At 45.1% G+C, this 19,008-nt stretch carries 18 protein-coding genes; 13 read left to right on the top strand and 5 right to left on the bottom strand.

Annotated features, from left to right (window positions below; all coding sequences use genetic code 11):
• Positions 1 to 246: 246 nt before the first annotated feature.
• From AACR75_RS16975 to dnaA, 5 genes are all read right to left on the bottom strand, one after another.
• Complete coding sequence (locus AACR75_RS16975; RefSeq protein WP_017046366.1) at positions 247 to 519, bottom strand: GreA/GreB family elongation factor; 273 nt, start codon at positions 517 to 519, stop codon at positions 247 to 249.
• A 506-nt stretch (positions 520 to 1,025) separates the two neighbouring features.
• Positions 1,026 to 3,443, bottom strand: a complete 2,418-nt coding sequence (gene gyrB / locus AACR75_RS16970) for a DNA topoisomerase (ATP-hydrolyzing) subunit B (RefSeq protein WP_017046367.1) — start codon at positions 3,441 to 3,443, stop codon at positions 1,026 to 1,028.
• Positions 3,444 to 3,462: 19 nt separating this feature from the next.
• Entirely contained in the window at positions 3,463 to 4,542 is a 1,080-nt protein-coding gene (gene recF, locus AACR75_RS16965; RefSeq protein WP_013855575.1) for a DNA replication/repair protein RecF, read from the bottom strand.
• Positions 4,543 to 4,551: 9 nt separating this feature from the next.
• Positions 4,552 to 5,652 carry a DNA polymerase III subunit beta gene (gene dnaN / locus AACR75_RS16960; protein WP_017046368.1) on the bottom strand — a complete coding sequence of 367 codons (1,101 nt, stop codon included), beginning with the start codon at positions 5,650 to 5,652 and terminating at the stop codon, positions 4,552 to 4,554.
• 73 nt (positions 5,653 to 5,725) lie between these two features.
• On the bottom strand, positions 5,726 to 7,129 hold the full coding sequence (dnaA, locus tag AACR75_RS16955) for a chromosomal replication initiator protein DnaA (RefSeq protein ID WP_010319947.1): 1,404 nt from the start codon (positions 7,127 to 7,129) through the stop codon (positions 5,726 to 5,728).
• Positions 7,130 to 7,438: 309 nt separating this feature from the next.
• Between dnaA and AACR75_RS16950 the strand changes: the two genes are divergently transcribed.
• From AACR75_RS16950 to AACR75_RS16890, 13 genes are all read left to right on the top strand, one after another.
• On the top strand, positions 7,439 to 8,188 hold the full coding sequence (locus AACR75_RS16950; protein ID WP_026027668.1) for an amino acid ABC transporter substrate-binding protein: 750 nt from the start codon (positions 7,439 to 7,441) through the stop codon (positions 8,186 to 8,188).
• Between the two features lie 75 nt (positions 8,189 to 8,263).
• Positions 8,264 to 8,935 (top strand): amino acid ABC transporter permease, encoded by a 672-nt coding sequence (locus tag AACR75_RS16945; RefSeq protein WP_029388115.1) that lies wholly within the window; start codon positions 8,264 to 8,266, stop codon positions 8,933 to 8,935.
• Positions 8,932 to 9,681: an amino acid ABC transporter ATP-binding protein gene (locus AACR75_RS16940; protein WP_017047819.1), complete on the top strand. Its 750-nt coding sequence runs from the start codon at positions 8,932 to 8,934 to the stop codon at positions 9,679 to 9,681. Before AACR75_RS16945 ends, AACR75_RS16940 begins: the two co-directional genes overlap by 4 nt.
• Before the next feature lie 197 nt (positions 9,682 to 9,878).
• Positions 9,879 to 10,016 carry a 50S ribosomal protein L34 gene (rpmH, locus tag AACR75_RS16935; RefSeq protein WP_010319951.1) on the top strand — a complete coding sequence of 46 codons (138 nt, stop codon included), beginning with the start codon at positions 9,879 to 9,881 and terminating at the stop codon, positions 10,014 to 10,016.
• Positions 10,017 to 10,028: 12 nt separating this feature from the next.
• On the top strand, positions 10,029 to 10,385 hold the full coding sequence (gene rnpA / locus AACR75_RS16930; protein ID WP_047688059.1) for a ribonuclease P protein component: 357 nt from the start codon (positions 10,029 to 10,031) through the stop codon (positions 10,383 to 10,385).
• Positions 10,352 to 10,612 (top strand): membrane protein insertion efficiency factor YidD, encoded by a 261-nt coding sequence (gene yidD, locus AACR75_RS16925; RefSeq protein WP_010319953.1) that lies wholly within the window; start codon positions 10,352 to 10,354, stop codon positions 10,610 to 10,612. The genes rnpA and yidD overlap by 34 nt, the downstream gene beginning before the upstream one ends.
• 2 nt (positions 10,613 to 10,614) lie before the next feature.
• Positions 10,615 to 12,237 carry a membrane protein insertase YidC gene (yidC, locus tag AACR75_RS16920; protein WP_017046370.1) on the top strand — a complete coding sequence of 541 codons (1,623 nt, stop codon included), beginning with the start codon at positions 10,615 to 10,617 and terminating at the stop codon, positions 12,235 to 12,237.
• A 112-nt stretch (positions 12,238 to 12,349) separates the two neighbouring features.
• Entirely contained in the window at positions 12,350 to 13,711 is a 1,362-nt protein-coding gene (mnmE, locus tag AACR75_RS16915; RefSeq protein WP_026028517.1) for a tRNA uridine-5-carboxymethylaminomethyl(34) synthesis GTPase MnmE, read from the top strand.
• A gap of 43 nt (positions 13,712 to 13,754) precedes the next feature.
• Entirely contained in the window at positions 13,755 to 14,189 is a 435-nt protein-coding gene (mioC, locus tag AACR75_RS16910) for an FMN-binding protein MioC (RefSeq protein WP_013855584.1), read from the top strand.
• 481 nt (positions 14,190 to 14,670) lie between these two features.
• The gene (gene mnmG, locus AACR75_RS16905) at positions 14,671 to 16,569 is read left to right on the top strand and encodes a tRNA uridine-5-carboxymethylaminomethyl(34) synthesis enzyme MnmG (protein ID WP_047688056.1); all 1,899 of its coding nucleotides are present in this window, start codon (positions 14,671 to 14,673) and stop codon (positions 16,567 to 16,569) included.
• The gene (gene rsmG / locus AACR75_RS16900) at positions 16,566 to 17,198 is read left to right on the top strand and encodes a 16S rRNA (guanine(527)-N(7))-methyltransferase RsmG (protein ID WP_010319958.1); all 633 of its coding nucleotides are present in this window, start codon (positions 16,566 to 16,568) and stop codon (positions 17,196 to 17,198) included. Before mnmG ends, rsmG begins: the two co-directional genes overlap by 4 nt.
• A gap of 14 nt (positions 17,199 to 17,212) precedes the next feature.
• Positions 17,213 to 17,986, top strand: coding sequence for a ParA family protein (locus AACR75_RS16895; RefSeq protein WP_013855586.1), 774 nt, complete (start codon positions 17,213 to 17,215; stop codon positions 17,984 to 17,986).
• Between the two features lie 24 nt (positions 17,987 to 18,010).
• Positions 18,011 to 18,892, top strand: a complete 882-nt coding sequence (locus AACR75_RS16890; RefSeq protein ID WP_017049648.1) for a ParB/RepB/Spo0J family partition protein — start codon at positions 18,011 to 18,013, stop codon at positions 18,890 to 18,892.
• Positions 18,893 to 19,008 lie beyond the last annotated feature (116 nt).

Raw genomic sequence — 19,008 nt, 5'->3', positions numbered from 1 at the left:
CAAAGCCTTCATTAGCAGGATATAGAGTCAATACAGAGACATAAAAAAGCCTAACGATATCATTAGGCTTTATTTTGCACTTTAACCGATGAAAACTTATTTTATTTTCCGCGTTTTTTCCTTTCTTTAATTACACTGCTTTCTTCCATTTTTTCTTGCTTTAATTTCCGCTTTTCTTTTAGGCTAAGTTGCGCTTTTTTCATATCTTTCTTACTCATAGTAATCTCCTTATTTTAACGAAGAAATTTAATTTACACACGTTAGTGACTTTTCAGGAAGAATATTAACCACTTTATATTCTCGCTCTTTTCCTAAAATATATAATTTAAAACACTCTTGTTCACGTAATCCAAAAATAGAAGCGCCTAAATAAGAGTAAAGTGATACGAGACCATCATTAGGGTTATTCCGCTCACCAAGCACTATAATAATTTGATAAGGTTGACACTTTTCTGTATCAACAAAGCTGACCCTATCTCCAACGTTGACTCGGCGCTCTGCCGTAGAATATCTGGCCAATGATTCTGCTTCTATTCTCTCGAAAAGAGTCAGTAAAATCAGTGGAGACTGATAGGTAACAAATAAGCTTGTTATTATTTTACTTTTGAAAAAAACAAGCCAACGCTTAAATAAGTTGATATTTATTACTCCTTACAATAATTCCAAAAATAGATTAGATAATATCCGAAAGTTAGACCTTCGGATTTATTACTGTAAGATAAATAACAAACCCACATCTCCTAAAAAGTAATTAATGAATACTATATCGGCCAAAAAATATAATTCAAGCTCATAAAAACCTCTAAAAACATGGAATAAAATAAAATAGTAGATACTTTTTTTTATTGAGAGGAAATCCCAATAAAAAAACGTTTATGACCTTTTATCCTTAAAGACAACCTAAGATAAGTAGAAAGTGTTGATGCTAAAAATGGTTGCTCCCACGTTGGGTGACTTTGTATTGACCATAAAAAAACACCGCTCTTGCGAAACGGTGTTTTTGGGATTTGCTTTATAGCAACGGCTTAGACATCGAGGTTGGCAACTTTTAAGGCGTTCTCTTCGATGAATGCGCGACGCGGCTCAACTTGATCACCCATCAAGGTGGTAAACAGTTCATCAGCACCAACAGCATCTTCAATCGTGACTTGCAGCATACGGCGAGATTCAGGATCCATCGTCGTTTCCCACAACTGATCTGGGTTCATTTCACCTAGACCTTTGTAGCGTTGCAGGCTTAGGCCACGGCGAGACTCTTTAATTAACCAGTTCAACGCATCAACAAAGTTATCGACAGGTTGAATACGCTCACCACGTTGAATGTAAGCCCCTTCTTCAACTAAGCCATAAAGTGCTTCAGAAAGGTCCGCCAGCTTGCTGTACTCTTTCGAATTGAGCAAATCAGCACTTAATAGATGTTGGTGCGTTACACCATGAGTGCGCACTACAATCTTAGGCTGATAAATACCAAGCTCCGCATTGTGCTCAGTTTCAATGCTGTATTGGCTTGCGCCAACTTCTTTCGCATTTAACTGCTCCACCAGCTGTTTGCCCCACGCTTCTACTACTGCAGAATCAGCGCATTGATCAACAATGATACGCGGCATATAGATGAATTCATGGATCAAGGCGTAAGGGTAGCGGCGGCTCATACGCTCCACCAGCTTAATGGCGACATTGTATTGCTTAACCAAGGTTTCTAACGCTTCACCTGCTAATGCTGGCGCTTGAGGGTTAACATGCAGTGAGGCACCATCCAATGCCAAAGCAACTTGGTATTGGTTCATCGCATCTTCATCTTTGATGTACTGCTCTTGCTTGCCTTTTTTCACTTTATACAAAGGCGGTTGAGCAATGTAGATGTAGCCACGCTCAATAAGCTCAGGCATTTGACGATAGAAGAAGGTCAACAGTAGCGTACGGATGTGCGAACCATCGACGTCCGCATCGGTCATGATGATGATGTTGTGATAACGCAGTTTGTCTGGGTTATATTCATCACGGCCAATGCCACAGCCTAATGCGGTGATAAGCGTTGCGACTTCTTGCGAAGAAAGCATTTTGTCGAAACGAGCTTTTTCAACGTTAAGAATTTTACCTTTCAGCGGCAAAATCGCTTGGTTTTTACGGTTACGTCCCTGCTTGGCAGAACCGCCAGCAGAGTCCCCTTCCACTATGTACAGTTCAGATAGTGCAGGATCTTTTTCTTGGCAATCGGCGAGTTTACCCGGCAAACCGGCAAGATCTAACGCACCTTTACGACGTGTCATTTCACGCGCTTTACGCGCCGCTTCACGAGCACGAGCCGCATCAATGATTTTTGAACAGACCATTTTGGCTTCACTTGGGTTTTCAGCCAAAAACTCCGCCAATTTCTCACCCATTGCTGACTCAACCGCAGATTTCACCTCGGATGAAACCAATTTATCTTTAGTTTGGCTAGAGAACTTAGGATCCGGCACTTTCACTGAAACCACCGCGGTTAAGCCTTCACGAGCATCATCACCCGAGGTCGCCGCTTGCGCTTTTTTCGAGAAGCCTTCCTTATCCATGAAGGTGTTTAGGGTACGAGTTAACGCCCCACGGAAACCCGCTAAGTGGGCACCACCATCACGTTGAGGAATATTGTTGGTAAAGCAGTAAATGTTTTCTTGGAAACCATCGTTCCACTGCATCGCCACTTCCACGGTAATCCCATCGTCACGCTCAGAGCTGAAATGGAATACTTTTTCATGGATCGGCGTTTTATTGCGGTTTAAATGGCCAACGAACGCTTTAATACCACCTTCATATCTGAAATGGTCTTTTTTATCTTCTTCGCGTTCATCAAGCAATTTGATGGATACACCAGAGTTTAGGAAAGAGAGCTCACGCAGACGCTTAGCTAAAATATCGTAATGGAATTCAATGTTGGTAAAGGTTTCAGCACTTGGCCAAAAACGCAGGGTTGTCCCTGTTTTATCGGTTTCACCCACCACAGCCAACGGCGCTTGTGGCACACCGTGACAATAAGTTTGTGTGTGGATAGCGCCGTTACGATAGATAGTCAGTAGCACTTTTTCAGACAGCGCGTTGACGACGGACACACCGACACCATGCAGACCACCCGAAACCTTGTATGAGTTGTCATCAAATTTACCGCCCGCATGCAGAACCGTCATAATAACTTCCGCGGCAGAAACTTGTTCTTCTTCGTGAAGGTCGGTAGGAATACCACGGCCATCATCGCTAACTGAAACTGAATTGTCTTCGTGAATAGTCACTACGATGTCTTTACAGTGACCTGCCAACGCTTCATCAATTGAGTTATCCACCACCTCAAAAACCATGTGGTGCAGACCGGTGCCATCATCCGTGTCGCCGATGTACATTCCTGGACGTTTACGAACTGCGTCCAGACCCTTCAGTACCTTAATACTCGATGAATCGTAATTATTCGACATGAGTTACTCTCTCACTATTTTATCCGTGCTCTATTGTGCCATGTTCCACATGAAACATCTTGCTGTTTGACTCAATCATGTCTGCAACTTGGCCTTGCGTAATAGAACTTACAAAAACTTGTGCCCCCGTCGATTTTAAGCAATCCGCTAAACGCTTACGACGATGGCTATCTAATTCGGAAGCAAAGTCATCAATTAAATAGATGCATTGCTTACCTGTCAGCTCGGTTAAGTGTTGTCCTTGTGCGACGCGCAGTGCACACACCATTAATTTAAGCTGACCGCGTGATAGAACATCTTCAACCGGTGTTCCATTGACCTTTATTTTTAAATCCGCTTTATTCGGGCCACTGAATGTGTAGCCTAGCGATTGATCGCGTTCGAAGTTTTTCTCGAGGATTTGTTGATAGGGCGTCTCTTTTTCCCAACCACGATAATACTTCATTTGCACATCAAATTCTGGCAAAAAACTGCGACACAACGCCTCGGCAACACACTTCATTTGCGTCACATAATGTGTGCGCCATGCATCGATTTGTTCAGCCAAGCGCGCCATCTCCTGATCCCAGTAACTGAGTTCACGATAATGGGTTGCCGTTTTTAACAACGCATTGCGCTGCTTATTGAGGCGCTTAAAACGCCCCCATGCATCATAAAAGGCAGGTTCACTATGAAATACCCCCCAATCAATAAATGCACGTCGTTGTTTTGGTCCATCGGTGAGCAGATCAAACCCTTCCGGATGAATCAATTGCAAAGGTAAAACTTGTGCCAGTTGCGCCAGTTTTTGCCCAGATTGACCGCCTATTTTAACCTCTGTTGAACCGTCACGCTGCTTATTAATGCCAATCGGTAGCTCAAATTGATCCGAGGTCAAAAAACGCCCATGCACAAACAGCTCCTGACACTCATTTTGTATGACGCGTCCGGTTAAGGCGCTTTTGAACGAGCGACCATGACCCAGCAGGTAAATCGCTTCCAATACACTGGTTTTGCCGCTGCCATTAGGGCCAATAAGAAAGTTAAAGCCTGATGATAATGGGATATCACAGGCTTTAATATTGCGAAATTGTTGGACGATTAAACGAGTCAGCGGCATTGCGCAAACTTAAAGTCGGATCGGCATGACGACATACATCGCGCTGTCGTCATCGCGATTTTCAATCAGCGCGCTGGCGTTGGCGTCAGACATCGATACACGAACCTGTTCACAACGTAATGTATTCAGTACATCGAGCACATAGCTGACGTTAAAACCGATTTCGATAGCGTCGCCTTCAAAGGTGACATCCAACAACTCTTCCGCTTCTTCTTGCTCTGGGTTGTTGGCGGTAATGCGCATTTCATTATCCGCAAGATTAACCCGTACCCCGCGAAACTTTTCATTTGAGAGAATCGCGGCACGAGAAAATGCCTGACGTAACTCATCACAGCCCGTTTCTAAGGTTTTGGTCGTTTGCTGCGGCATAACGCGGCGATAATCAGGGAAGCGGCCATCAACCAGCTTAGAAGTGAAGATGAAATTATTCACTTGGGCGCGCAAATTTGAGCTACCAATTTGCAGCACAACCGGCTGTTCTGGCGCATCAAGTAACTTGACCAGTTCCTGTACCCCTTTACGCGGCACGATGATCTGTTTATTGGCAAAATCCGCGCTGAGTGCCGTTTGCGAAACCGCCATACGGTGTCCATCGGTTGCCACAGAGCGCAAGGTTGAACCGTCGATTTCAAATAGCATACCGTTCAGGTAATAACGCACATCTTGGTTAGCCATCGAAAACTGGGTTTTCTCAATTAAACTGCGCAGTTCTGCCTGAGTGAGCGACACTTCCACTTCACTTTGCCAATCTTCAATATTAGGAAAGTCACTGGCAGGTAAGGTTGCCAGAGAGAAACGGCTACGGCCAGAACGCATCTGAATGCGATCGCCTTCCAATACCACAGTGATCACCGCGCTATCGGGCAAGCCGCGACAAATATCTAAAAATTTACGCGCAGGGACAGTGATGCTTCCTGCTTCGCACTCACCTTCAAGTGTCACGCGGCTAATCAGTTCGACTTCAAGATCGGTCGCCGTCATCGACAGCTCGTTCTCTTCCACTTTGAGCAACAAATTACCAAGAATTGGCAAAGTCGCACGTCCGCCTAATGTTCCAGATACTTGCTGAAGTGGCTTAATGAAGTGGCTACGTTCAATAGTAAATTTCATAGTTAGCTCTTACGATGTTATCGGGCAACCCTAAATGTGAGGGTTAAAATAGCTGATATAAGAAGGTTGTGCATCAAGAAGACAGGGTACGAATTAAATTCGAATAGTCTTCTTTGATGTCGTGGCTCTCTTCACGTAACTGCTGGATTTTACGGCAAGCGTGCAGCACTGTCGTATGATCTCGGCCACCAAACGCATCACCAATTTCAGGCAAGCTGTGGTTAGTCAGCTCTTTAGCCAGTGCCATCGCCAACTGGCGTGGACGAGCAACCGAGCGAGAGCGACGTTTAGAAAGCAAATCCGCCACTTTAATTTTGTAGTATTCCGCCACGGTCTTTTGAATGTTATCAATGGTGACCAATTTTTCTTGCAAAGCTAATAAGTCACGTAGCGCTTCACGCACAAAATCGATGGTGATCGGACGGCCAGTAAAGTTAGCGTTGGCGATAACACGGTTTAGTGCACCTTCCAATTCACGCACGTTGGAACGTAAGCGTTTGGCAATAAAAAAGGCAACTTCATCGGCAAGATGAATTTGGTGATCTTCTGCCTTCTTCATTAAAATCGCGACACGCGTTTCAAGCTCTGGTGGCTCAATCGCAACCGTCAAACCCCAACCAAAACGAGATTTCAGGCGATCTTCCACCCCATTGATCTCTTTAGGGTAGCGGTCGGAAGTCAAAATGATTTGTTGGTTACCTTCAAGCAATGCGTTAAAGGTATGAAAGAACTCTTCTTGCGAACGCTCTTTATTGGCAAAGAATTGAATATCATCGATCAAGAGTGCATCAACACTGCGGTAATAGCGTTTGAACTCTTCAATCGCATTATTTTGCAGCGCTTTCACCATATCTTGCACGAAACGCTCTGAGTGCATGTAAATCACTTTTGCATTTGGGTTGTTATCAACAATCGCATTACCAACTGCGTGCAATAAGTGTGTTTTACCTAGCCCTGTACCACCGTATAAGAAGAGTGGGTTATAGGCCGCGCCAGGGTTATCAGAAACTTGACGCGCTGCAGCCAAACCAAGTTGGTTCGATTTACCTTCAACGAAGTTATTGAACTTATGTTTAGGGTTAACGTTTGATCTGTGATTGATGTCTGCCACAACCGTGTCGTTTTCCCACGTACGATGTACTGGTTTACGCGCTTGTAACTGTGCAGGAGCTGAAGATTCAGCCGCGACATCCGCTTGAGTACGAACGGGAGCAGCTTTAGGCGCGCTGACCCGGCGACTACCCACTTCAAAACGCAGGTTCGGGGTATCGTGGCCACAATGCTCTTGCAGTAGTCGGTTAATGCTGTTGATGTATTTATCGCGCACCCAATCAAGCACAAAGCGGTTTGGGGCGAATAAAGTGAGAGTATTGTCATTGAGCTCCGCTTGTAACGGACGTACCCACATGCTGAATTCCGCTGCTGGTAACTCTTCTTGAAGCTGTTGCAAACATTGCAACCAAAGCGAAGATGACACGGTTGCCCTCACCCTAAGTAAATGATCGAAAAGACTGGCGATTTTACCTGTTGATAACCAAGATCGCCAGCGATTGATCCGTGATCCAGTGAATAAGATCGAAGTTATTCACACAATTTGCGCTTGATTTTTGTCGATCTTCACAATTAGCACCACTTTACCCACACGATGATCCACATATACAAGGATCCTCTATACTTATCCCCAATGGTGTCACTATGTTCGGTTATGGTTAATAACTACTGGTTATTTATTCTATTGAGTGCTTTACCAGTAACATCCCTCTCTATAAATATAAGGAGTTTCAAGATGAAAAACTGGGTTAAAGTCGCCATTACTGCAATTGCACTATCCGCTGCAAGCGTACACGCGGCAACGGAAATAAAAGTCGGCATGTCAGGGCGCTATTTTCCATTCACTTTTGTCAAACAAGACAAGCTGCAAGGCTTTGAAGTGGATGTTTGGGATGAGATAGGTAAACGCAATGATTACGATGTAAAATATGTTACGGCTAATTTCTCCGGTCTCTTTGGCCTGCTTGAAACTGGCCGAATTGATACCATTTCAAACCAAATCACCGTCACAGAAGCACGTAAAGCGAAATACTTATTTGCTGACCCGTATGTCATCGACGGTGCACAAATTACCGTTCGCAAAGGTAATGACAGCATTAAAGGGATTGACGATCTTGCCGGCAAAACGGTCGCGGTCAATTTAGGCTCAAACTTCGAGCAGCTGCTACGCAGCTTTGACAAAGACAATAAAATCATCATCAAAACTTACGATACCGGCATTGAACATGACGTTGCTCTTGGCCGTGCCGATGCGTTTGTGATGGATCGCCTTTCGGCTCTGGAATTGATTAAAACAACGGGCTTACCGTTGCAATTGGCTGGTCACCCTTTTGAAACCATTGAAAACGCTTGGCCGTTTGTTAACAACGAGCAAGGCCAAAAACTGCAAGCTGAAGTGAATCAAGCGTTAGCTTCGATGCGCGCTGATGGCACACTGAGTGCGATTTCTGAAAAATGGTTTGCTGCCGATATCACCAATAAGTAAATTCCCCTATTATCAAAAGATAGGATTGAGGTGGAACCACACATTCCACCTTTTTTGTTTTAAAAAGGTAAGCCGATGGGATTTGATTTTCACTATATGCTTGAGCTGATGCCAATACTGCTCAGGTATTTAGGCACCACCATGGAGATGGCGACTTGGGGCTTAGTGTTTGCTTTGATCCTGTCGGTCATTTTAGCCAATATTCGTGTGTTCAAAGTGCCCATTTTGGATCCGCTAAGCCAGCTGTACATCAGCTTTTTCCGCGGTACTCCCCTGCTGGTACAACTATTTCTACTCTACTATGGTCTGCCGCAAGTGTTACCGTGGATGGTCGGTTTAAATGCATTTAGCGCCGCGGTGATCGGGCTAACTCTTCACTTCGCCGCTTATATGGCAGAAAGTATTCGCGCCGCCATTTTGGGTATTGATCGCAGCCAAATGGAAGCGAGTTTGTCTGTGGGTATGACCACAAGCCAAGCAATGCGCCGCATTATTTTGCCGCAAGCTACTCGTATCGCGTTGCCATCATTAATGAATTACTTCATTGATATGATCAAATCGACCTCATTAGCTTTTACATTAGGAGTCGCTGAGATCATGGCCAGAGCGCAGATGGAAGCTTCGTCAAGCTTTCGCTTCTTTGAAGCTTTCCTCGCCGTTGCATTAATTTACTGGGCCGTAGTGGTGGTACTGACTCGGGTACAAATTTGGGCTGAAGATAGGCTCAATAAGGCGTATGTACGATGATTAAACTCGATAATATTCATAAGCGCTTTGGCGATACTGAAGTGCTCAAAGGAATCAGCTTAGCAATAGAAAAAGGTGAAATCATCGTCATTATTGGCTCAAGCGGAACAGGTAAATCGACCTTACTGCGCTGCGTCAACTTCCTAGAACGCGCAGACCAAGGCTCCATTACTATTGATGATGTCACCGTCGACACCCAGCAACAGACCAAAGCAGATGTATTAGCACTGCGCAGAAAAACAGGCTTTGTTTTTCAAAACTACGCGCTGTTTGCTCATATGACGGCGAGGCAAAATGTCGCCGAAGGGCTCATTACGGTGCACGGTTGGAAAAAAGATCTCGCCCTGACCCGCGCACAGCAGATTTTGGATGACATCGGTCTTGGGGATAAAGGAGATAGTTATCCCGCAGCGCTTTCTGGTGGCCAGCAGCAGCGCGTTGGGATCGGTCGTGCGATGGCGCTACAACCAGAATTGCTGCTATTTGATGAACCTACGTCAGCACTCGATCCTGAATGGGTTGGCGAAGTGCTTGCTTTAATGAAGAAATTAGCCACTCATCACCAAACAATGCTGGTGGTTACCCATGAGATGCAGTTTGCAAAGGAGGTAGCCGATCGCGTGATCTTCATGGCCGATGGGCAAATTGTAGAGCAAGGCTCTCCACAGGATATCTTTGGTAATCCACAGGATCCTAAGCTCAAGAAATTTTTAAATCAGGTGGGGATCGACGAAGGATCCTTGTGATTTAAAGGAGACTGCGTATAATCCCCCGACCGGAATTTTAGTGAACCCAATCGTTGACACTTATTGTGACAGTGATTACAATTCCGCCTCTTTGTTGAGAGGCGTCGGATTCCTTTCTTTCTATTTAAAGAAGCGAAAATATGCCCACGCCGGGTTTATTTGAACCTAAAAACTACTGATCAGTAAGGTAATTACACATGTCTAAACGCACTTTTCAACCTACCGTTCTAAAGCGCAAGCGTACTCACGGTTTCCGTGCACGCATGGCAACTAAGAATGGCCGTAAGGTTATTAATGCACGTCGTGCTAAAGGCCGCGCGCGCCTGTCAAAATAATTCGCGATTATTTTGAATACGTACGCGTTCAATCGGGAGTTACGTTTGTTAACTCCCGAACATTATAAAAAAGTCTTCCAGCAAGCGCACAGCGCAGGCTTCCCCCATTTCACTATCATTGCTCGCGAAAACGCTCTTACCCACCCAAGGTTAGGGTTGGCCGTCCCCAAAAAACAGATAAAAACTGCTGTTGGCCGTAATCGCTTCAAACGCCTCGCTCGCGAAAGCTTCCGTAATAAACAGCATCAACTTCCTAACAAAGATTTTGTTGTGATTGCGAAAAAGAGCGCGCAAGATTTAAGCAATGAAGAAATGTTCAAACTATTTGAAAAATTATGGCATCGCCTGTCTCGCCCTTCGCGTGGTTAGCAATCGGATTCGTCCGCCTTTACCAAGGAATCATCAGTCCTCTGCTTGGACCACGCTGTCGTTTTACTCCAACCTGTTCAAACTATGCGATAGAAGCGTTGAAAGCTCACGGTTTTGTAAAAGGGTGTTGGTTATCAGGCAAACGTCTATTAAAATGCCACCCTTTGAACGAAGGGGGTTTTGACCCCGTTCCGCCACCAGTCCAAAAACAAGACAGAGATAATTAACGATGGATTCTCAACGTAATATCCTGTTAATCGCCTTGGCACTCGTTTCTTTTTTACTTTTCCAGCAATGGCAAGTAGCAAAGAACCCAGCACCTCAAGCGGTTGAGCAGGCACAAAATAGCAGCACTTTAACTGCACCATCTATGGCTGATGAGTTAGACCCAGCACCAGCAGTAACCAATGCGTCTGCAAAAACCATCACCGTCAAGACTGATGTACTGACTCTGTCAATTGACACGGTAGGTGGTGATGTAGTGAAGGCCGAGCTGAATAAGTACGATGCTGAACTCAATTCAGAAGACCCATTTGTGCTACTTAAAGACATTCCTGGTCACCAGTTTATCGCGCAAAGTGGTTTAGTGGGACCGCAAGGGATCGATTTAAGCAGCAACAATCGTCCAAACTATACTGTTAGCGCCGACACCTTTGCTCTAGCGGATGGTCAAGACGAACTGCGCATTCCCATGACTTATCAAGCCAATGGCCTTGAATACACCAAAACCTTCATCCTTAAACGTGGCAGCTACGCCTTGGATGTTGAATTTGATGTAGTCAACCAATCTGGTAATAACGCGACACTGGGTATGTATGCACACCTACGCCAAAATTTATTGGACGCTGGTGGCAGCTTGGCTATGCCAACTTACCGTGGCGGTGCTTACTCAACACAAGATACACGTTATAAGAAATACAGTTTCGATGATATGCAAGATCGTAACTTGTCACTGCCTTTAGTTAACGGTGAAGGTTGGGCGGCGATGATCCAACACTACTTTGCCAGCGCGTGGATCCCACGTGATGCAGCAGGGTCAAACTTATACACTCGCGTGATTGGCAACTTAGGTGATATTGGTGTTCGCATGCCAAATAAAACCATCGCCAACGGTGAAAAAGCGACATTCTTAGCCACACTTTGGGTCGGTCCAAAACTACAAGATGAGATGGCTGCAGTTGCGCCAAATCTTGATCTAGTTGTCGACTACGGCTGGTTATGGTTTATTGCAAAACCACTACACATGTTGCTTTCATTCATTCAAAGCTTCGTTAGCAACTGGGGTGTAGCAATCATCTGCTTAACCTTCATTGTTCGCGGTGCTATGTACCCACTGACCAAAGCACAATACACCTCTATGGCAAAAATGCGCATGCTGCAACCGAAGCTGCAAGCAATGCGTGAGCGCATCGGCGATGACCGCCAACGCATGAGCCAAGAAATGATGGAGCTGTATAAGAAAGAGAAAGTAAACCCACTCGGTGGTTGTTTACCTATCTTCCTGCAAATGCCTATCTTCATTGCGCTTTACTGGTCATTAATGGAATCGGTTGAACTGCGTCATTCACCTTTCTTTGGTTGGATTCATGACCTTTCAGCACAAGACCCATACTACATCTTGCCACTGCTGATGGGTGTGAGTATGTTTATGATCCAGAAAATGAGCCCGACGACAGTCACTGACCCGATGCAACAGAAGATCATGACCTTTATGCCGGTTATGTTTACATTCTTCTTCTTGTTCTTCCCATCAGGTTTAGTGATTTACTGGTTGGTATCGAACATCGTCACCTTGATCCAGCAAACCTTGATTTATAAAGCGCTGGAGAAAAAAGGCTTACACTCTAAGTAGCCACTTCAGCAAGAAGTCACACTGACAAGTGAAACAAAGGCGACCTTTTGGTCGCCTTTTTGTTTTTGGCTGATTACAATTGCGCTCATACACCCCTATGTTAGGTACCCTTATGTCTACAGACACCATTGTTGCTCAAGCAACCGCTCCAGGCCGAGGTGGCGTGGGGATTATTCGCGTCTCAGGCCCGAAAGCAGCTCAAGTCGCGCTTGAAGTAACCGGGAAAACCCTGAAACCTCGTTATGCGGAATACTTGCCTTTTAAGCATCAAAATGGCACCGAACTTGACCAAGGCATCGCGATCTATTTTCCTAATCCTCACTCCTTTACCGGCGAAGATGTGCTCGAACTACAAGGACACGGCGGTCCGGTCGTCATGGATATGCTGATCAAACGCATTTTGGCTATCAGTGGCTTGCGCGCAGCGCGCCCGGGTGAATTTTCTGAGCGTGCGTTTTTAAACGACAAAATGGATTTAACCCAAGCGGAAGCGATTGCCGATTTGATTGATGCCAGCTCTGAAGAAGCGGCCAAATCCGCCCTGCATTCATTGCAAGGTCAATTTTCCAAACGCATTCATACCTTGGTCGATTCCCTAATCCACCTGCGAATTTACGTTGAAGCAGCGATTGATTTTCCTGAAGAGGAGATCGATTTTCTTGCCGATGGTAAAGTTGCCGCAGATCTGCAAAATATCATCGACAACTTAGACGCCGTGCGCAAAGAGGCGAATCAAGGGGCCATTTTACGCGAAGGGATGAAAGTGGTGATAGCAGGGCGTCCTAACGCGGGCAAATCGAGTCTATTGAATGCGCTTTCAGGCAAAGATTCAGCCATCGTTACAGACATAGCAGGAACCACGCGTGACGTGCTGCGAGAGCACATCCACATCGATGGCATGCCACTGCATATCATCGATACCGCTGGTCTACGTGATGCCAATGACGAAGTCGAAAGAATAGGTATTGAGCGTGCTTGGGATGAAATAGCAAAAGCAGATCGTGTGCTCTTTATGGTTGATGGCACCACCACCGATGCCACCGATCCGAAAGAAATTTGGCCAGATTTTGTCGATCGATTGCCTGAAAACATCGGTATGACGGTGATCCGCAACAAAGTCGATCAAACCAAAGAATCACTCGGTATCTGTCATGTTAATTCTCCAACCTTAATCCGCCTGTCGGCAAAAACTGGAGAGGGAGTTGATGCTCTGCGTACTCATCTCAAAGAGTGCATGGGCTTTGCTGGGGGCAATGAAGGCGGCTTTATGGCCAGACGACGCCATTTGGACGCGCTAGAGCGCGCCGCACAGCACCTCATGATTGGTCAGCAGCAGCTCGAAGGCTACATGGCTGGTGAAATCTTAGCGGAAGAACTGCGTTTATCGCAGCAACATCTAAACGAGATAACGGGCGAATTTAGCTCCGATGACTTGTTAGGGCGCATCTTTTCGTCGTTCTGTATCGGCAAATGATCGCAGTGAGAAGCTTGATCACTCTTAATTATAGGAATATCTCATGATCCATATCATCACTGGCAGCACCTTAGGAGGCGCTGAATATGTCGCCGATCATCTCAACGATCTACTGCAAGAGCAAGGTTATACTACGACTATCCACAACCAACCCAACTTAAGTGAACTCCCCGCACAAGGGACTTGGCTCATTGTCACCTCCACGCATGGAGCGGGTGACTACCCAGACAATATCCAACCTTTTATCGCTTCTTTGCAATCAACACCACCGAATACGAGCGAGTTAAAATATGCCGTGGTAGCACTTGGCGATTCAAGCTATGACACGTTTTGCGCAGCAGGTAAGCATGCATATCAACTGCTTGAGGATATAGGTGCAACGCCAATTAGCGACTGTTTCACCATAGATATATTAGAATATTCCGTTCCTGAAGATGCCGCTGAAGTATGGCTCAAACAGCACATCGAACAATTCTAGCGAATGGCATAAAGTCACCAAGCGGCCTGTGAGCCGCTTTTTTTGTACCCTTAAGCTCTGTGTATAACTGTCTCAATACTCGCCATAGAAAAGTTAAGTCCATTTTAAATATTTTAATGTGTATAACTATGCTGTTATTCGGTGATTAACCTATAGTTATCCAATTAATAACTTATGCATTTTACGACCCTGTGCATAACTAGCCTTTTTGATCCCAGCTAATACACGATTAGATCATGTCAGGATCACAGCTTGTGATCCTCTTAAAAACCATGATCTTGTTGATCATTTATCGGTTATCCACAGATATGCTCGATCCTAATAATAGATCTAATAAAAGATCTCTATATAGATCTTATATATTATTAACTTATCAAGCTCAGATTAAAAAAGCAGAAAAGCGATTTTCTAGCCAGTGGAAAGCAGGTAGAATACGCCTCTTTTGTCAGTCCATGCTTCATTGAATACCTGAGGTCGGTTCATGCTTTATCACGAAAAATTTGACGTCATTGTGGTCGGTGGTGGCCATGCTGGAACGGAAGCCGCTCTCGCTGCAGCTCGTACTGGTCAAAGTACGCTATTGCTTACCCATAACATTGAGACTCTAGGACAGATGTCGTGCAATCCTGCGATCGGCGGAATTGGTAAAGGACATCTGGTTAAAGAAGTCGATGCCATGGGCGGTCTAATGGCACAAGCGATTGATCATGCAGGTATTCAATTTAGAACACTCAATGCCTCAAAAGGGCCAGCGGTTCGAGCGACTCGAGCCCAAGCAGATCGTGCGCTTTACAAATCGTATGTGCGTGATGTGCTTGAAAACACGCCAAACTTAACTTTGTTCCAACAAGCGGTCGATGATCTTATCGTTGAAAATGATCGTGTAATGGGCGTTGTGACTCAAATGGGCCTCAAATTCCACGCCAAAGCGGTGGTGTTGACGGTAGGCACCTTCCTTGGTGGAAAGATCCACATTGGTCTTGAAAACTTCTCAGGAGGCCGCGCAGGAGATCCTCCATCGATCGCATTAGCGCAACGTTTACGTGAACTGCCGTTTCGAGTCGATCGTTTAAAAACGGGTACGCCACCAAGGATCGATGCGCGTAGCGTGGACTTCTCAGTGTTAGAAACACAACACGGTGATAACCCAACGCCTGTTTTTTCCTTCATGGGACAACGTGAACAGCATCCACGTCAAATACCATGCTACATCACGCATACCAACGATAAAACGCATGATGTGATCCGTGCCAATCTTGATCGTAGTCCGATGTACGCAGGTGTCATCGAAGGTATCGGCCCACGCTACTGCCCATCGATCGAAGACAAAGTCATGCGTTTTGCCGACAAAAATAGCCATCAAATTTTTATCGAGCCTGAAGGTTTGACCACGACAGAACTCTACCCTAACGGTATTTCCACCAGCTTACCGTTTGATGTACAAGTGCAGATCGTTCGCTCAATGAAAGGGTTTGAAAACGCAAATATTGTTCGTCCGGGTTACGCTATCGAGTACGATTTTTTCAATCCACAAGATTTAAAACAAACCTACGAAACCAAATTCATCAGTGGTTTGTTCTTTGCTGGTCAAATCAACGGCACCACCGGATACGAAGAAGCGGCAGCGCAAGGGTTAATGGCTGGTTTGAATGCAAGCTTATTTAGCCAAGAAAAAGAAGGCTGGAGTCCACGCCGTGATCAAGCTTACATGGGCGTGTTGATCGATGATCTTTCCACTATGGGTACCAAAGAACCTTATCGCATGTTTACCTCTCGCGCTGAATATCGCTTACTGCTACGCGAAGATAACGCCGATTTGCGTTTAACCGAAAAAGCCAGAGAGTTAGGTTTAGTCGATGATGTGCGCTGGGCGCGTTTTAATCAAAAAATGGAAAACATGGAAATCGAGCGTCAACGTTTGAAACAAACGTGGATGAACCCGAACTCCGTCGGTGTTGATGCACTGAATGCGTTGCTCAAAACACCCATGTCTCGTGAAGCAAGTGGTGAAGATCTACTACGTCGACCTGAAATCACCTATCAACAGCTCACGTCGCTTGAGTCATTTGCACCAGCATTGAACGATAGTGAAGCGGCTGAGCAAGTTGAAATTCAAATCAAATACGATGGTTATATTCAGCGTCAGCAAGATGAGATCGACAAATCATTGCGCCATGAGCACACTAAATTGCCGCTGGATCTTGACTATAAACAGGTCAAAGGCTTGTCCAACGAAGTGATCCTTAAGCTCAACAATGCCAAGCCTGAAACAGTTGGTATTGCCTCTCGTATTTCTGGTATTACACCAGCTGCTATTTCTATCTTATTGGTTTATTTGAAAAAGCAAGGTGTACTGAAGAAAGGGGAAGACGCCGCATGAGCGAGTTAAGAACGCGTCTCGATGATTTAATTGGTCAAACCGATCTCGAGGTCAATGAGCAGCAACGTAGCCAATTAGTCGGTTACGTGGAACTGCTGAATAAATGGAACAAAGCCTACAATCTCACCTCAGTGCGCGATCCTATGGACATGTTGGTGAAACATATTTTAGATAGTATAGTGGTAAGTCCTCACTTACAGGGTGAGCGTTTTATCGACGTTGGTACTGGGCCTGGTTTACCTGGTATACCTCTCGCTATCATGAATCCTGATAAAACCTTTTACTTACTCGATAGTTTGGGTAAGCGCATTCGTTTTATTAAACAAGTTCTGCATGAGCTTGGTATCAAAAATGTGACCACGATTCAAAGTCGAGTCGAAGAGTTTCAGCCTGAAGTAAAATTTGATGGCGTACTGAGCCGTGCGTTTGCTTCAATGCTCGATATGGTGGAATGGTGTCACCATTTACCAAAAGAAACATCGGGCCGATTTTTAGCCCTGAAAGGACAACGACCAGATGAGGAAATAGCCACACTACCTGAGTGGTGTTCTGTGACTGATGTCAAAGCTTTGAAAGTTCCTGAGTTGGAAGGTGACCGTCATCTTGTAATCTTATCTCGCAAGGGATAACAGCGAGGCATACCGTGGGCAAAATCGTAGCAATCGCCAACCAGAAAGGTGGCGTAGGAAAAACAACAACGTGCATTAACTTAGCGGCCTCTATGGCGGCGACTAAGCGTAAAGTTTTAGTGATCGATCTCGACCCACAAGGCAATGCAACGATGGCCAGTGGTGTTGATAAGTATCAAGTAGATGCAACCGCGTACGAATTGTTGGTCGAAGACACTCCTTTTGATGAAGTCGTATGTCGCAAAACAACGGGACACTACGATTTGATTGCGGCGAACGGAGACGTGACAGCCGCTGAAATCAAATTAATGGAAGTCTTTGCTCGCGAAGTGCGTTTGAAAAATGCCCTCGCGCCAGTTCGTGATAACTATGATTTCATCTTTATTGATTGTCCTCCTTCTTTAAATCTTCTTACAATCAACGCCATGGCCGCAGCGGATTCTGTGTTAGTGCCAATGCAATGTGAGTATTTTGCATTAGAAGGTTTAACGGCGTTAATGGATACCATCAGCAAGTTAGCCGCGGTAGTCAACGAAAACCTGAAAATCGAAGGGTTACTTCGAACGATGTACGATCCGCGTAATCGCCTAGCCAATGAAGTATCCGATCAACTGAAAAAGCACTTTGGAAACAAAGTCTATCGCACCGTTATTCCTCGTAATGTCCGTCTTGCTGAAGCGCCAAGTTATGGCAAGCCAGCAATGTACTACGACAAGTATTCAGCTGGGGCAAAAGCGTATCTCGCCTTAGCTGGCGAAATGCTTCGTCGAGAAGAAATACCCGCATAATCTCAACTAAAGGAATTCGTCTACATGACTAAACGTGGTTTAGGAAAAGGATTGGATGCATTGCTCGCAACCAGTTCTCTTGCTCGTGAAAAGGAGCAAGCCGCCTCACATAGCCAAGCACTCTCTTCTGATGGCGAATTAATGGATATCGCGGTATCAAATTTGAAACCTGGCATGTATCAACCACGTAAAGATATGTCGGCAGAAGCGTTGGAAGAGCTATCTGCGTCTATCCAATCGCAAGGTATTATCCAGCCGATCGTGGTAAGACGTTTAGAGCTTGGCGGCTATGAAATTATTGCTGGTGAACGCCGTTGGCGCGCTGCAAAACAAGCAGGTTTAAAGCAAGTGCCCTGTTTGATCAAAAATGTCCAAGATCGCGCTGCGATTGCGATGGCACTGATAGAAAATATTCAACGCGAAGATTTGAATGCGATTGAAGAAGCACAAGCTTTAGAGCGGTTGCAAGACGAATTTAAGCTTACTCACCAGCAGGTGGCTGATGTGATTGGTAAATCACGCACTACCGTGAGTAACTTATTACGCTTAAATCAATTGGCGGATGGCGTGAAGCGTTTAGTGGAAACCAAGCAGCTTGAAATGGGCCATGCACGAGCATTATTGATGCTCGAAGGCGATCAACAAATTGAAATTGCACAACGTGTGGCCGCAAAACAGCTGACCGTGAGACAAACTGAGCAATTAGTGAAAAAGTGTCTAACACAGCCTTCTGAGGACGGATCTGCATCGGAAGACTTAGATGCACAACAAATGTCACAAAGATTGAGTGAAATTTTAGGGGCTAAAGTGTCGATCATTCGTTCAAAAGGTGGCAAAGCCAAAATGACGATTAGTCTTGATGAGCCTCACAAATTAGAGCAACTAATTGCCAAGCTAGAAAGCTAAATGAGATAATTGATTTAAGTCAATTATGCAAAAAACGTTTTTTTATTTGAAAGTTGTCGGTTTGTAAACAAAATTGTAACTTTTTGCTGTCTTTCAATTGCAATCAGTTCGACTCA

The sequence above is a fragment of the Vibrio sp. ZOR0018 genome, from assembly GCF_963865925.1.
In the GTDB taxonomy this organism is placed as follows: domain Bacteria; phylum Pseudomonadota; class Gammaproteobacteria; order Enterobacterales; family Vibrionaceae; genus Vibrio; species Vibrio anguillarum.
Note: the sequence above shows the minus strand (reverse complement) of the source record. Positions and strands in the feature narration are given on the sequence as shown.

Bases quoted from the DNA above. Each gene is read 5' to 3' on its own strand.
- mnmE (WP_026028517.1), top strand. From the start codon at position 12,350: ATGTCTACAGACACCATTGTTGCTCAAGCAACCGCTCCAGGCCGAGGT.
- mnmG (WP_047688056.1), top strand. From the start codon at position 14,671: ATGCTTTATCACGAAAAATTTGACGTCATTGTGGTCGGTGGTGGCCAT.
- AACR75_RS16940 (WP_017047819.1), top strand. From the start codon at position 8,932: ATGATTAAACTCGATAATATTCATAAGCGCTTTGGCGATACTGAAGTG.
- AACR75_RS16890 (WP_017049648.1), top strand. From the start codon at position 18,011: ATGACTAAACGTGGTTTAGGAAAAGGATTGGATGCATTGCTCGCAACC.
- mioC (WP_013855584.1), top strand. From the start codon at position 13,755: ATGATCCATATCATCACTGGCAGCACCTTAGGAGGCGCTGAATATGTC.
- yidD (WP_010319953.1), top strand. From the start codon at position 10,352: ATGGCATCGCCTGTCTCGCCCTTCGCGTGGTTAGCAATCGGATTCGTC.
- yidC (WP_017046370.1), top strand. From the start codon at position 10,615: ATGGATTCTCAACGTAATATCCTGTTAATCGCCTTGGCACTCGTTTCT.
- AACR75_RS16945 (WP_029388115.1), top strand. From the start codon at position 8,264: ATGGGATTTGATTTTCACTATATGCTTGAGCTGATGCCAATACTGCTC.
- AACR75_RS16950 (WP_026027668.1), top strand. From the start codon at position 7,439: ATGAAAAACTGGGTTAAAGTCGCCATTACTGCAATTGCACTATCCGCT.
- gyrB (WP_017046367.1), bottom strand. From the start codon at position 3,443: ATGTCGAATAATTACGATTCATCGAGTATTAAGGTACTGAAGGGTCTG.
- recF (WP_013855575.1), bottom strand. From the start codon at position 4,542: ATGCCGCTGACTCGTTTAATCGTCCAACAATTTCGCAATATTAAAGCC.
- rsmG (WP_010319958.1), top strand. From the start codon at position 16,566: ATGAGCGAGTTAAGAACGCGTCTCGATGATTTAATTGGTCAAACCGAT.
- dnaN (WP_017046368.1), bottom strand. From the start codon at position 5,652: ATGAAATTTACTATTGAACGTAGCCACTTCATTAAGCCACTTCAGCAA.
- rpmH (WP_010319951.1), top strand. From the start codon at position 9,879: ATGTCTAAACGCACTTTTCAACCTACCGTTCTAAAGCGCAAGCGTACT.